Annotated in this window: 14 protein-coding genes; 5 read left to right on the top strand and 9 right to left on the bottom strand. The window is 66.2% G+C overall.

Annotated elements, in window-relative coordinates; genetic code table 11:
• A partial coding sequence (locus ASD86_RS27985; RefSeq protein ID WP_304438437.1) for a vitamin B12 dependent-methionine synthase activation domain-containing protein occupies positions 1-636 on the top strand: 636 nt, incomplete at its 5' end.
• A gap of 83 nt (positions 637-719) precedes the next feature.
• Entirely contained in the window at positions 720-1,454 is a 735-nt protein-coding gene (locus ASD86_RS18530; RefSeq protein WP_056113990.1) for a hypothetical protein, read from the top strand.
• A 170-nt stretch (positions 1,455-1,624) separates the two neighbouring features.
• Here ASD86_RS18530 and ASD86_RS18525 read toward each other — a convergent pair whose 3' ends face one another.
• The 3 genes from ASD86_RS18525 to ASD86_RS18515 form a co-directional block, all read right to left on the bottom strand.
• Positions 1,625-2,458 (bottom strand): right-handed parallel beta-helix repeat-containing protein, encoded by an 834-nt coding sequence (locus tag ASD86_RS18525; RefSeq protein WP_056113987.1) that lies wholly within the window; start codon positions 2,456-2,458, stop codon positions 1,625-1,627.
• Positions 2,459-2,703: 245 nt separating this feature from the next.
• Positions 2,704-3,516 (bottom strand): right-handed parallel beta-helix repeat-containing protein, encoded by an 813-nt coding sequence (locus ASD86_RS18520; protein ID WP_056113984.1) that lies wholly within the window; start codon positions 3,514-3,516, stop codon positions 2,704-2,706.
• Positions 3,517-3,737: 221 nt separating this feature from the next.
• On the bottom strand, positions 3,738-4,295 hold the full coding sequence (locus ASD86_RS18515) for a TetR/AcrR family transcriptional regulator (protein ID WP_056113980.1): 558 nt from the start codon (positions 4,293-4,295) through the stop codon (positions 3,738-3,740).
• A gap of 144 nt (positions 4,296-4,439) precedes the next feature.
• Here ASD86_RS18515 and ASD86_RS18510 point away from each other — a divergent pair, with 144 nt between their 5' ends.
• Both ASD86_RS18510 and ASD86_RS18505 read left to right on the top strand, forming a co-directional pair.
• Positions 4,440-5,231: an SDR family oxidoreductase gene (locus ASD86_RS18510; RefSeq protein WP_056113977.1), complete on the top strand. Its 792-nt coding sequence runs from the start codon at positions 4,440-4,442 to the stop codon at positions 5,229-5,231.
• A 322-nt stretch (positions 5,232-5,553) separates the two neighbouring features.
• Positions 5,554-6,429 (top strand): alpha/beta hydrolase, encoded by an 876-nt coding sequence (locus ASD86_RS18505; protein ID WP_056113974.1) that lies wholly within the window; start codon positions 5,554-5,556, stop codon positions 6,427-6,429.
• A gap of 453 nt (positions 6,430-6,882) precedes the next feature.
• Here ASD86_RS18505 and ASD86_RS18500 read toward each other — a convergent pair whose 3' ends face one another.
• The 6 genes from ASD86_RS18500 to ASD86_RS18475 form a co-directional block, all read right to left on the bottom strand.
• Positions 6,883-7,668, bottom strand: coding sequence for a DUF2058 family protein (locus ASD86_RS18500; RefSeq protein ID WP_056113971.1), 786 nt, complete (start codon positions 7,666-7,668; stop codon positions 6,883-6,885).
• Positions 7,669-7,678: 10 nt separating this feature from the next.
• Positions 7,679-7,915, bottom strand: a complete 237-nt coding sequence (locus ASD86_RS18495) for a SlyX family protein (protein ID WP_096418381.1) — start codon at positions 7,913-7,915, stop codon at positions 7,679-7,681.
• A gap of 25 nt (positions 7,916-7,940) precedes the next feature.
• Entirely contained in the window at positions 7,941-9,290 is a 1,350-nt protein-coding gene (locus ASD86_RS18490; protein WP_056113968.1) for a UDP-glucose/GDP-mannose dehydrogenase family protein, read from the bottom strand.
• A 151-nt stretch (positions 9,291-9,441) separates the two neighbouring features.
• The gene (locus ASD86_RS18485) at positions 9,442-10,296 is read right to left on the bottom strand and encodes an FKBP-type peptidyl-prolyl cis-trans isomerase (protein WP_200957264.1); all 855 of its coding nucleotides are present in this window, start codon (positions 10,294-10,296) and stop codon (positions 9,442-9,444) included.
• Between the two features lie 151 nt (positions 10,297-10,447).
• Positions 10,448-11,392: an FKBP-type peptidyl-prolyl cis-trans isomerase gene (locus ASD86_RS18480; RefSeq protein WP_056113961.1), complete on the bottom strand. Its 945-nt coding sequence runs from the start codon at positions 11,390-11,392 to the stop codon at positions 10,448-10,450.
• Positions 11,393-11,651: 259 nt separating this feature from the next.
• Entirely contained in the window at positions 11,652-12,293 is a 642-nt protein-coding gene (locus ASD86_RS18475; protein WP_056113958.1) for a cobalamin ABC transporter permease, read from the bottom strand.
• Positions 12,294-12,430: 137 nt separating this feature from the next.
• Here ASD86_RS18475 and ASD86_RS18470 point away from each other — a divergent pair, with 137 nt between their 5' ends.
• On the top strand, positions 12,431-12,925 hold the full coding sequence (locus ASD86_RS18470) for a hypothetical protein (protein ID WP_056113954.1): 495 nt from the start codon (positions 12,431-12,433) through the stop codon (positions 12,923-12,925).

The raw sequence follows: 12,925 nt of genomic DNA, 5'->3' as shown, positions 1-12,925 counted from the left end.
GGGGAAAGGAACGGACCCCCCCGCCTGCACTTCCTGCGCCAGCAAGCCGACAAACCCGCCGACCGCCCCGACTTCTGCCTGGCCGATTTCATCGCGCCGAAGGACTCGGGCCGGCAGGACTGGATCGGCGGCTTCGCGGTCACCGCCGGCATCGGCATCGAGCCGCATGTGGCGCGTTTCGAGGCCGATCACGACGATTACAACTCGATCATGATCAAGGCCCTGGCCGACCGCTTCGCCGAAGCGCTGGCCGAGCGCCTGCACCAGCGCGTGCGCAAGGAGTTCTGGGGTTACGCCGACGACGAAATCCTCAACAACGATGCGCTGATCGACGAAGGCTACCGCGGCATCCGCCCCGCGCCGGGCTATCCGGCCTGCCCCGAACACAGCGAGAAGATCACGCTGTTCGAGATGCTCGACGCCACCCGCCACACCAGCCTGGAGCTGACCGAGAGCTTCGCCATGTACCCGGCGGCGGCGGTCTCGGGCTATTACTTCAGCCATCCGGGCAGCCAGTACTTCGTGGTCGGCCGGGTCAACAAGGAACAGATCGAGGACTACGCCAGGCGCAAGGGCGTCAGCCTGATCCAGGCCGAACGGTGGCTGGCCTCGAATCTGGATTACGATCCCGAGTGAGCGCGCCGGGGCCCAGCCCCGATGCGCCGATCGTATCGACTACGATCCGACCCCAGCCCGCAGCGCCGAACGAGTACGCAAGGATGAGCGACGAAATCCTGTTGTCCGCCGATGTCGAAGAGCAGGCCGAATCGGCCGACGCCTTCGGCAACGCCGCCTTCATCGAGAAACACGCCGGCCCCGGCCGGATCGGCCTGTGCGGCGGCCGCGACTGGATCAACAAGCTGATCCGCAAGGCGCAGTCGCCGTTGACCGTCGACGGCCATCGCAGCCTGTGGTCGCACGCCTTCATGTTCAGCGAGCGCCGCATCGACGGGCGCTGGTGGGTGATCGAGTCCGATCTGGACATGCGCTACAAGCAGATCCGCCTGGGCGTGCAGGAAAACCGGGTCGAGCGTTACTACGACGCCGAAGCTTTTCCGAATATCGCGATCCTGGATTTCGGCCTGGACGAAGACCAGATCCGCAAGGTCCAGATCGCCGGGCTGGACCTGCTGTCGGGCCTGTCGAGTTACTCGATCAGCGAGCTGGTCGGCACCTTGATGGCCATGCACAGCAGCCGCCTGCGCAAGCGCAGCAACCTGCTGGCCAAGGAAGGCGCGCTGTACTGCTCGGCCCTGGTCCAGCATTGCTATGCCGCGGCCGGCATCGAGTTCCTGCCCGGCGTGCCGGGCAAGAACATCGCCCCGCACGACATCGACGAATCGCCGCTGCCGCATCGCACCCACCGCATCATCCGCGACCTCGGCGTGTCGACGGTGCGCGAGCTCGCGCACAGCGCGCGCGCCATGTTGCCGGCGTCGCTCGGCGGCGATTGAAGACGCGTTGGCGAATCGATCGTCGCCGCGGCTTCGGCGCGCGCTGACCGACGCTGACCCATGACGACGACGGCGCGCACGCCGACCCGCACATCCGGACCCACCACGAAACTCCGCCGGCGCGATGGCCGGCGGAGCGTCAACACATCAGGCCAATCCCTGCGACCGGCTTACGGAGCCGGCGGCAACGGTTGTTCGACGTTGTAACGGGTGACCGCGCAGTCGGAAAAACCCGAGTGGATCGTGTTGATGAACACGTTCTCCACGCAGGTCGCCCCGCTCGCGCCGCTGAGACCGAACATCACGTTCTGCTGGCGCGACATGATGGTGTTGTGGACCACGCGCGCGCGCGGCGACTGTTCCAGACGGATCATGCGATCGACCGCGGCCGGATCCAGGAACTGGTTGTTGGTGATCTGCACGTCGGGTGAGTCCACCAGTTCCAGGCCGACCGGCCCGCGGTGGCCGGCGACGACGTTGTTGCTGATCACCGCGCGGCCCAGGCCGACCACGCGCAGCGCCGGGGCCCAGCTGGACGAGGGATCGTTGGCGGTCGGGTAGCCGATCACCCGGTTGCCGACGATGCGGGTCGGTTCGGCGAACGGGTCGGTGTTGTTGATGCCGTGGACCATGATCGCGACATCTTGCGCACGCACCACGGTGTTGTTGAGCAACTGCGCATTGGACTGCACGTTCATGTCGATGCCGATCGGGAAACCGTCGACTCGGCAATTGCGCACGATGACCTTGTCGCCGGAGTTGATCCGGATGCCGGTCGGGCCGCCGCCGTTGGAACTGGGATTGATGATGGAGCGGGTACGGCAATCGAGTTCGATGTCCGGTCCGCTGATTTCGATCGGAAGACTGCGATTGGCGCTCAGGCAGTACTTGCCCGGACCGTGGATCGATATTTGCTGCGGGGACACGATGGTGTCGCAGGCGAACGCGGAGGTGCTGAGCATCAGGCCGGTCAGTGCCAGGCCGGCAATCGGGATCAGTCGCATGAAGTTCCTTTTCGTTGAGGAATGTCGCAGATGGGCGCAGTGCGCGAGCGTCGTGAATCGCTCGATCGTCTCGCTGTGCTGCGCCGACCATGGTATCGGCGCCGCATCTCAGGCATCGCGACTGGCGCCGATCGAGTCGGTCCTATAGATCATGCGTTCGCCGCGAACGACGACGCCCCGCTGTTTCGAGCGGGGCGCCGTGGACTTGCCTATCGCCATCGAACCGATCGCGCTCCCTGCGAAGATCAATCGCCGTTATTGATCTGCTCGACGTTGTAACGCTTCACCACACAGCCTTCCAGGCCCGAATGCACGGCATTGATCAGGATGTTCTCGATGCAGGTCGCCTCGCTCGCGCCGCTCAGGCCATGGGCGTTGACGCCGCGACGCAGCATCACGGTGTTATGGACCAGACGCGCGCGCGGCGAGAAAATCAGATCGACGCCGACCGATCCGCCTTCGTTCAAGTCGAGCAACTGATTGCCGGTCAACTGCGCATCCGGCGAGCGGTCCAGTTGCAACGCGGCACGGCCCATGAAACCGGCGACCACGTTGTTGGTCAACACCGCGCGCGGCGAATGCCAGACGCCGATCGCCTGCTCGGCGCCGTTTTGCGAGCCGTAAAACAACACCCGATTGCCGATCACGCGCAGACCGTCGCCTTCGGGCCGGTCGCCGCCGTACACGGTGATCGCCGGGCCCTCGGGAATAAAGGTGTTGTTGAGGATCTGCACGTTGAGGAACTGTTCGGCCAACACGCTGAACTGCCAACCCTCGAAGCGGCAATTGCGCACGGTAAGGTTGTTGCCGCGCAGCAGCACACCGGTGCCGGACCCGGACGGATCGAGTGGACGCGACAGCGTGCGGCCGCGACAGTCGATCTCGACGTTGTCGCTACGCACTTCGATCGGCGCGCTGCGATTGGCGGCCAGGCAGTAATTGCCCGCCGATTCGATCGAGCGCACCTGCGGCGACAACACGGTGTCGCAGGCGGCGTGGGCGGTGTGGCTGAGCAGCAGGCCGGACAAGGCCAGGCCCGCGAACGGAAGAATGCGCATGAATTCCCTCTCTGAGTGGATGTCCCTATGACGTGCGTCGCCGCCGGGCCGCATCGATCGGACCGATCAGCAATCAGCTCCGCACGCAGTCGCACTTTAGCGGCAAACGATCTCACGCGCAGCGATGGTGGCGAGTCCGTTTCGCGAACAACCCCACGTGTTTGGTAACGCGCATGTCATCGAGTTTCCTGACGACTCGGCGAGCGTCGAAAGACAACTGCTTAGCCCGCACTCGCCGACGTGCTTTCCTCAATCCACGCCCGGGTCTGCGCCAACACTTCATCCGACAGCGCCGGGTCGTCGCTGAGCCGCGCCAGGATCACCGCGCCGACCATCGCCGACCAGGCGCCGATCGCCTGCCGCCTGCGCGTGGCTTCGTCCGGCGCGGATTCCATCCGGGTCATGTGCTGCAGATGCTGGCGCAAGCCCTCGGTCATCGCCTGACGTGCCTGCGGCGACTGGCGGATGGTGTCGGCGCCGAGCGCGGCGGTCGGGCAACCGCCGGCGAGGTCGCCGCAGTGATGCGGCGACAGATAGAAATCCACGAACGGCTGCAGTTCGTCGCCGACCTGGGCCTGGCTCAACACATGGCCCAGGGTCTGCGCGATCAGATCGTCCTTGGACTGGAAGTGGCCGTAGAACGCGCCGTGGGTCAGACCGGCGGCCTTCATCACCTCGGCGACGGTGACCGCCTCGAACCCACGCGCACGGAACAGCCGGCCGGCCTCGTCGAGGATCTTGCGGCGGTTCTCGCCTACCTGTTCACGACTGACTTTCATCCGGTTCTCCTGCTGATTGCGGCCGACCCAGCGACCCGACGAACGGGTCCCGGTCGGCCTTGACATGTTACATGACGATCATCATGATAAATTAAACATGATGCACATCATCAATAATACCCCCCGCACCCAACGAGGTTCACCGTGACTACCCCGCTTCCTTCCGTCCTCATTACCGGCGCCTCCAGCGGCATCGGCGCCGTTTACGCCGATCGTTTCGCCCGCCGCGGCCACGATCTGGTCCTGGTGGCGCGCGACCTGGCCCGCCTGGACGCCCTGGCCGAGCGTCTGCGCGCCGATTACGGCGTCCAGGCCGAGGTGCTGCAGGCCGATCTCGCCGACCCGGCCCAGTTGGTGCGGGTCGAGGCGGTGCTGCGCGACGATCCGCGCATCGGCGTGCTGGTCAACAACGCCGGCGCCACCCTGCCCGGCAACTTCCTGGCCCAGTCGCCCGATCAGGTTGCGCAACTCATCGCGCTCAACGTCACCGCGCCGGCGCGGCTGGCGGCCGCGATCGCGCCGCGACTGGCCGCCGCCGGCCAAGGCGCGATCGTAAACCTCGCCTCCGTGGTCGGGCTCGCGCCGGAATTCGGCATGAGTGTGTACGGCGCGACCAAGGCCTTCATGCAGTACCTGAGCCAGTCGCTGCAGGTCGAACTCGGGCCCCAGGGCGTGTACGTGCAGGCAGTGTTGCCGGCGGCCACCCGCACCGAGATCTGGGAGCGGTCGGGCCGCGACGTGGAACAGATTCCCGGGGTCATGGAAGTCGACGATCTGGTCGACGCCGCCCTGGCTGGTTACGACCGGCGCGAGACGGTGACGATTCCGCCGCTGCACGACGCGGCCTTGTGGGACACGCTGGAAAGCTCGCGGCAGGCGCTGCTGCCGCACTTCGGCCAGTCGCAGCCGGCACCGCGGTATCGCGAAGCGGCTTGAAGGTTTTGTTGATTTGAGCGCGACGCGGGTCCGATGGGCTCGCGTCGTCGCGTGCGGTTCGCGGTCGCGGCTCGCGCCGCTCCTACAGGGGCTGCCGGGCATCCACGAAGTCCGACTGTAGGAACTGCGCAAGCGGCGACCGCAGGGCAACCGATCGCCGCGTCGCTTACTGCAACTGGCATAGCGGCGATCGACTACCTGATTGCAGCGACACCACTTCGCCACGACACCTCGAGACCCGCTACCGGCTACCGCACAACTGTACGCAATGGTATGGTTCAGCCACCTCATCGCCAGCCGCCGGTTGCGGCCCCTCGTCCGCATGCGCGATCTGCTGCTGTTCTCCCACGCCAACGGCTTTCCGGCGCCTGTGTACGGGGTGATGCTGGATGCGCTCGCGTCGCGGTTCCGGATCGAACGGCCGGCGCGCATCGGCCACGATCCACGCTATCCGGTCAGCCTCGACTGGCCGCATCTGGTCGAGGAACTGGCGGCACGGGTCGAAGCGGCCAGCGGCGATGCGCGGCGGATCTGGCTGGTCGGGCATTCGCTGGGCGGGTACCTGAGCCTGCTGGCCGCGCACCGGTTGTCGGGCTCGGCGCTGGCCTCGCGCCTGACCGGCGTGGTCATGCTCGATTCGCCGCTGATCGCCGGCTGGCGCGCGCGTCTGGTCTCGCTGGGCCGCCGCACCGGCCTGGACAATCTGGTGATGCCCACGCGCGCGACCTTGCAGCGGCGCAAGCACTGGCCCGATACCGAGGCGGTGCGCAGCCACTTTCTGGCCAAGCCCGCGTTTGCGCGTTGGGATTCGCGCGTGCTCGAGGCCTACGTCGAGCACGGCACCCGCCGCGCCGAGGATGGCGCGCGCGAGCTCGCGTTCGAGCGCGAGATCGAATATCAGATCTATCGCAGCCTGCCGACCACCTCGTTGAGCGGGTTGACCCCGAAGCTGCGGGTTCCGGTCGGTTTCCTCGCCGGCACGCATTCGCGCGAACTGCGTAATGCCGGCGTGGCTGCGACGCGGCGTCTGGTCGGTTCGCGCTGGGCGTGGATCGAAGGCAGTCACCTGTTTCCGATGGAGCGTCCGCTGGAGACCGCGCAGGCGGTGGCGGCGATGATCGATCAGATTGCGCCGGCGCAGGACGATGCGGCGGTAAGCGATGCGGCTATGCCGCGGTCGCGGGCGGTTGGCGCTTAGGTTTCGTATTGGTTCGCGGGGTGGAGCGAATCCCCCGCGCCGCTGGTGCATCGGCTTTGTTCAAAGACGCAAGGCGCGTGCCCCCTTTTACAAAGTGGGCAATGTATTGCGGCGGCTTCGGTTTGTAAGCGGTGGACTATCGAAGGCAGCGTGGCTTCCAACTTCCAACTTCCAACTTTTAGCTTTTAGCTTTTAGCTTTTAGCTTTGTAGCTCTTAGCTCTCAACTCTTGCTCTCGGCTTGTCGCTTTTGTCTTTTGACCTTCGGCTTCGGTTCCGAGCTTTCAAGCTTCTGAAAGTCAGCAAGATCGCGCTATCCGGTGCCCACTTTAAAAAAGGGGGCGGCGCTTAGCGCAGCCCCCTTATTGGGTCGAACCTCAGCGCGGGGGATTTGCTGTTGCTGTTGCTGTTGCTGTTGCTTTCGCAATCACAACAACAACCTCACCCTTCCCCACTCACCAGACCAGATCGTCCGGCACCTGATATTGCGGGTCCGCATACGGATCGTCCTCGGCCGGCGCATTCGGGTCGACCTTCAACGCCACCGCCTGCGGGAAAATCTCCTCCGCCTGCGCCAGCAAATCCGCCGTCACCAGCACATAGCGGCCTTCGAGCTGCAGCACGCCCAGTTCGCCGGCGTTGAGCTGTTTGAGCTGTTCGGCATTGACGTAGACCCGCTTGATCTTGCCGCCATAGGGGAAATGCCGGGCGATTTCGGCGTCGGCCTGATTGAGGCCTTTGTCCTTGACCAACTCGGTGAGCTTGGCCCGCGCCTCGCGGCGCAGACGAGCCTCTTCCTGCTTGGCCTGCTCGGCGGCGATGCGTTCGTCTTTCTCGCGCTGGGCGCGGATCGCGTACGCCTTGGCCAGATCGATGTCCTCGCGCGTGCGCGGCTTGCCCGGCGCGCCCGGACGCGGGCCGCGCTGATCGGGCCTGCGGCCTTCGCCGGGCTTGGACGCCGGTCGCGGCTGATCGCCGCGGGCGCCGTCGGGCCGCGCGCCCGGCGGTTTGCCGGAACGCTGCTCGCCGGGCTTGCGCGCGCCGTCGTGGCGCGGGCCCGGTTTTCCGTCGGCGCGTCGGCCGTCGGCGCGCGCGGCGCCGGGTTTGTTGTTGCCGCGCGCGGCGTCGGGCCGGTCAGGGCCGCCGCCACGGCGGTCGTCGCCCTTGCGCTCGCTGCGCTCGGGCTTGGGCGCGGGCTTGAAGCCCAGGCCCAACAGTTGATCGCGAAGTGTGTCGCTCATTGCTCGGTGTTCAATAGTGCGGCGGGGGTGGTTCGCTGCCGACATCGCCGGTCAACGGGCTGGCGGCCATCGCGGCGCGCAGGTGTTTGATCTCTTCCAGCGCGCGGAACAGCAGCAAGGTGTTGCGTGCTTCCTCGCTGCGCGCGGCGGCGAGCGCATCGCTCAGTTCGCCCAGCGCATGTTCCTGGAACGCGACGCGCGTTTCCAGATCGACCAGACGCTGTTCAAGTTCGGAGCTCACGGGCATTGCATCCATCGGCGGCGAAGACGGCTCATGCGCCGTCGATCAGGATCGAGCGGCCGCGGCCGATGCCGTAATAGGCCAGGTCCGCCGCTTCGACTTCGTCGGGATGGTACAGGTTGCGTCCGTCGAAGATCACGCCATCGGCCAGGGCCTGGCGGACGCGGACGAAATCCGGGCTGCGGAACTGCTTCCATTCGGTCACCACCACCAGCGCGTCGGCGTCGGCGAGCGCGGCGCGGGCCGAGTCGCACAGGACCAGATCCTCGCGCTCGCCGAAGATGCGATGCGCTTCCTCGTTGGCTTCCGGATCGTAGGCGCGCACGCGCGCGCCGGCCTGCCACAACTGGGCCAGCAAGGTACGACTGGACGCTTCGCGCATGTCGTCGGTGTTGGGCTTGAACGCCAGCCCCCACACCGCGAAGGTCTTGCCCGCGATCGGCGCGCCGTCGTAATGACGCTGGATCAGTTCGAACAGGTGGCCCTTCTGGTTGTCGTTGACCGTTTCCACCGCGTCGAGCAGGTGCGCGTCGTAGCCGTGCTGCTGCGCGGTGCGCGACAGCGCCTGCACGTCCTTGGGGAAACACGAGCCGCCGTAACCGGCGCCGGGGTAGATGAAGTGCCAGCCGATGCGCGGGTCCGAGCCGATGCCCTGGCGGACCATCTCGATATCGGCGCCGACTTTCTCGGCGATGTTGGCGATTTCGTTCATGAAACTGATCTTGGTCGCCAGCATCGCGTTGGCGGCGTACTTGGTCAGTTCGGCCGAGCGCAGGTCCATGACCACGATGCGCTCGTGATTGCGGTTGAACGGCGCGTACAGGCGCTTGAGCTTTTCCACCGCGAGCGGATTGGCCGCGCCGATCACGATCCGGTCGGGGCGCATGCAGTCGGCGACCGCATCGCCTTCCTTGAGGAATTCGGGGTTGGAGGCGACATCGAAGGCGACATCCACGCCGCGCGACGCCAGTTCGCGGGCGATGGTCGCCTCGACCTTGTCGGCGGTGCCGACCGGCACGGTCGACTTGTTCACGACCACCACCGGGCGTTCGATATGCCGGCCGATAGTCGAGGCCACCGACAGCACGTACTTGAGATCGGCGCTGCCGCTTTCGTCGGGCGGCGTGCCGACCGCGATGAAGATCAGGTCGGCATGGCCGATCGCGGCGGCCGCATCGGTGGTGAAGTGCAGACGGCCGGCGGCGTGATTCGCCTTGACCATCGGCTCCAGGCCGGGCTCGTAAATCGGAATCACGCCGCGCGTGAGGCCCTCGACCTTGGCCGCGTCGATATCGACGCAGACCACGTCGTGGCCGACATCGGCCAGGCAGGTCCCGGTGACGAGGCCGACATAACCGGTGCCGAAGATGGTGACGCGCATGCGTTGGTTCTCGTTCTAGGTGAAGCGAACAGCGCGAATCGACAGCGGAAATGAAACAGGGAACAGGGAATGGAACGATCCCACGCGCAAGCGCGTGAACCGTCCATTCCCCGTTCCCATTTTTCCGTTGGCTTATTCGCGCTTCATTGCGTCAATGCTTGTGGCCGTCGCCCATCGCGGCCGATTCCGCGCCGGCCGGACCACCAGGACCGCCCGGACCGCCGGCGTCGCCCTTGACGATGTCGAGCAGTTCCACGTCGAACACCAAGGTCGCGTTCGGGCCGATCGGACCGCCCGGGGTGCCCTGCTCGCCGTAGCCGAGCTTGCTCGGAATCCACAGCTTGAACTTGCTGCCGACCGGCATCAGCGCGATGCCTTCCTGCCAGCCCGGGACCACCGCGCCGAGCGGGAACACCGCCGGTTCGTTGCGATCGTAGGAGCTGTCGAAGGTCTTGCCGTCGAGCAAGGTGCCCTTGTAATGCACGCGCACGGTGTCGCTGACCTTGGGCTTGACGCCCTTGCCTTCGGTGAGGATCTGGTACTGCAGGCCCGAGGCGGTGGTCACCACGCCCGGCTTCTTGCCGTTGGTGGCGAGGAACTTCTCACCGTCGGCCAGGTTGGTCTTGGCCAGCGCGACCATCTTTTCCATCTGCTTGGTGCGGACCTTTTCCTGCAGGCGCTGACGGATCTGCTGGGCTTCCTCGTCGGTCAACAGGGCCTTGTCGCCCTTGATGTTGGCCTGCATGGCTTTCTGCAGCACGGCCAGGTCCAGATCGTCCTTGAGCAGTTCCAGCGAACGGCCCATGTCCATGCCGATCAGGTAGCTGTCCTGTTCCTTCTCGGTCTTCATGCCGCCGAGCACCTTGACCTCGCTCTTGCCGTCGGCGGACTTGTCGCCGGGCTTGGCTTCGGCCGCCTTGTCGCCGGCCGGCTTGCCGGCCTTGTCGCAACCCGACGCGAACAGCGCCATCGAGGCGACCGCGAACGCGAGGGCGGTGTTACGCATGAAAGGCTTCATCAAACTGCACTCCTGAAAGACTGAATATCCGGAAGGTGGGAAACCGCGCCGGCTGCACACGTTGCCGGCCGGCAACTGAACGCTACGCGTCTGCGCGCGTCCGCCGCCGCTCCCGGCCGCGACCCGCGCAGCGGGGGGATTACAGGATGTCGAGCAACTCGACTTCGAAGGTCAAAGTCGCGTTCGGACCGATGCTCGGCGGCGCGCCGTTCGGGCCGTAGGCCAGTTCGGCCGGAATCCAGAACTTGAACTTGCTGCCGACCGGCATCATCGCCAGGCCTTCCTGCCAGCCCTGGATCACGCCGTTGACCGGGAATTCGGCCGGCTGGCCGCGATCGTAGGAGCTGTCGAAGGTCTTGCCGTCGAGCAAGGTGCCCTTGTAGTTCACGCTGACCTTGTCGGTCGGCTTGGGACGCTCGCCCGAGCCCTGGCGCAGGATCATGTACTGCAGGCCCGAGCCGGTCACGAACACGCCCTTGACCTTCTTGTTCTCTTCCAGGAACGCCTTGCCGTCCTTGAGATTCTTTTCGCCGGCGGCGGCCGCTTCGGTCTTAGCCTTGGCCTGCATGCGCTCGCTGAAATTGGTCAGCAGAGTGCGCGCCTCGCCCTCGGCCAGCAGCGGCTTGCCGCCGCTCAGCGAGGTACGCACGGCCTGCACCAGCACCGGCACTTCGATTTCGGATTTGATCTGCTGCAGGGCCGGGCCGACCATGAAGGTGCCGATCAGCAGGCCGACCTTGTCCTTGGCCACCGGCGGCGGCTGCGAGCCCGGCGCGGCGCCCGCGGCCGGCTTGCCGTCGCGCGCGGCGATGCGCGCGCGCAGGGCGGTGTCGACGGTGCGCGCTTCGTCCTGGGTGATCAGCGGCTTGCCGCCGTCGAAGACGTTCTTGACCGCGCGTTCGAACGCGGCGGTGTCCAGGTCCGGGCCGACCGGCTTGAGCGAGGAGGCCACGTCCAGGCCGATGGCGTAGCTGATTTTTTCACGGTCGTTGGCGAGCACGGACTTGTCCTGGGCAGAGGCGGCGCCGCTCACGAGCGCTGCAGTAGTGATCAACACGGCTGCGCCGCGCACGAAAGCCTTCATCGGGGTAGAGCTCCTTAAGTTGCAAATCTCTGAATGTTCCAGGGGCGAACCCGGAGCGATGGATCGATACGCCGCGACCGGGCGCCAGCCCGACATTGTCGCGGGCCGGCGCTATGCCGGCAATGTTCCAGTGTGACGGCGGACAAGCCGCTAAGTTCCTGGCGACGAATGGCGCGGACGCGGCGAAAACCCGACCGCGTGCGCAGATTCGCTCGGCTGTGCGCGCTTGCGATGGCGCGCAAGCGGTAATCCGCGATGCTCAGGGCGACTTCTTCGCCGCCGCCGAGGTCGACGCCGAGGCCGCCCCGCCCTTCGCGCGCGGTGCGCCGAGCGCGCGCTCGATCGCCGCGACGATGCCGGGATCGTCCGGACTGACCTTGCTGCCGTAGCTCGCGATCAACTTGCCGTCGCGGCCGATCAGGTACTTGTGGAAATTCCACTTGGGCGCCTCGCCGGCGGCCTTGGCCAGGTCCTTGTACAGCGGCGTCGCCTGATCGCCGATCACGTGCACCTTCTCGAACATCGGGAACTTGACCCCGTAGGTCAGGGTGCAGAACTCCTGGATCTGTTTTTCGTCCTCGAATTCCTGGGCGCGGAAATCGCCCGAGGGGAAGCCGAGGACGGCGAAACCCTTCGCCTTGTACTTGGACTGCAGGCCTTCGAGAGCCTCGAACTGCGGGGTGAAACCGCATTTGCTGGCGGTGTTGACCACCAGCACCACGTCGCCGCCGTAGGCCTTGTTCAGATCGACCGGCACCTTGCCGGCCAGCGGACGGAAGCTGCGATCGAGCAGGCCGCCACCGGCCGCGGCGGCGCTGCCGGCGGCCAGGACCAGACATGCCAGGACGGAAAGGCCGGCGATACGGGCCGGGCGCGGACGGGAAAGCGGCGGGAAGGTCATCGGGGCGGGCTCGCAGGGGGCGATGGGGACGGCGGGCGCCAAGTATGACTTCAGTTGGGTCAAGAGCGATTGACATGCCGTGAGCTGGTGTTATAGTTGCATACAACACCGGCCCACTAACGAGCAGGACGTTCAAGATGAACCGCAAGCTCCATAACTCGATATCCGCTCTGATGGCCGCCGGCGGCGCCCTGGTCCTGGGCCTGGTGGTGATGATGCCGGTGCCGAATCCGGCGCTGGGCTCCCCGGCCGGCATGGCCGTGCTCGCCGCCGACGCCCCGGCCACCCGCCCGCTGGAACTCGACCTGGGCGTGGTCAAGGCCCAGATCGGTTTCGACCGCGCCTTCGTCGAACGCGCCAAGGCGCGCTCCAGCGATGTCGCCCAGGTCGCCCGCCGGATCGAGGCGCGCGCCCAGCAGCTCGAAAGCAGCACCACCGCGGTCGGGATAGCCGCCTTCGCCGGCGGTCTGGCCAGCGAAGTCGCCGACCTGGGCGCGGTGGCCAACTCCCTCCAAACCCCTCCTGCCGCGGAGTCGGCAAGCAACGAAACCAAGCGCAAGGCCGGGACCGCCGCGCGTCGCAACCGACGGAATCTCGTGATGCCTTATTTCTCCTTCTTGTCGCGGGGCTGA

This window comes from Lysobacter sp. Root690 (assembly GCF_001427785.1).
Classification (GTDB): domain Bacteria; phylum Pseudomonadota; class Gammaproteobacteria; order Xanthomonadales; family Xanthomonadaceae; genus Lysobacter.
This window is presented reverse-complemented; position numbering and strand designations above follow the sequence as displayed.

Excerpts from the sequence above, each read along its gene's own strand:
- ASD86_RS18530 (WP_056113990.1), top strand. The coding sequence starts at position 720 with ATGAGCGACGAAATCCTGTTGTCCGCCGATGTCGAAGAGCAGGCCGAA.
- ASD86_RS18525 (WP_056113987.1), bottom strand. The coding sequence starts at position 2,458 with ATGCGACTGATCCCGATTGCCGGCCTGGCACTGACCGGCCTGATGCTC.
- ASD86_RS18520 (WP_056113984.1), bottom strand. The coding sequence starts at position 3,516 with ATGCGCATTCTTCCGTTCGCGGGCCTGGCCTTGTCCGGCCTGCTGCTC.
- ASD86_RS18515 (WP_056113980.1), bottom strand. The coding sequence starts at position 4,295 with ATGAAAGTCAGTCGTGAACAGGTAGGCGAGAACCGCCGCAAGATCCTC.
- ASD86_RS18505 (WP_056113974.1), top strand. The coding sequence starts at position 5,554 with ATGCGCGATCTGCTGCTGTTCTCCCACGCCAACGGCTTTCCGGCGCCT.
- ASD86_RS18500 (WP_056113971.1), bottom strand. The coding sequence starts at position 7,668 with ATGAGCGACACACTTCGCGATCAACTGTTGGGCCTGGGCTTCAAGCCC.
- ASD86_RS18495 (WP_096418381.1), bottom strand. The coding sequence starts at position 7,915 with ATGCCCGTGAGCTCCGAACTTGAACAGCGTCTGGTCGATCTGGAAACG.
- ASD86_RS18490 (WP_056113968.1), bottom strand. The coding sequence starts at position 9,290 with ATGCGCGTCACCATCTTCGGCACCGGTTATGTCGGCCTCGTCACCGGG.
- ASD86_RS18485 (WP_200957264.1), bottom strand. The coding sequence starts at position 10,296 with ATGCGTAACACCGCCCTCGCGTTCGCGGTCGCCTCGATGGCGCTGTTC.
- ASD86_RS18480 (WP_056113961.1), bottom strand. The coding sequence starts at position 11,392 with ATGAAGGCTTTCGTGCGCGGCGCAGCCGTGTTGATCACTACTGCAGCG.
- ASD86_RS18475 (WP_056113958.1), bottom strand. The coding sequence starts at position 12,293 with ATGACCTTCCCGCCGCTTTCCCGTCCGCGCCCGGCCCGTATCGCCGGC.
- ASD86_RS18470 (WP_056113954.1), top strand. The coding sequence starts at position 12,431 with ATGAACCGCAAGCTCCATAACTCGATATCCGCTCTGATGGCCGCCGGC.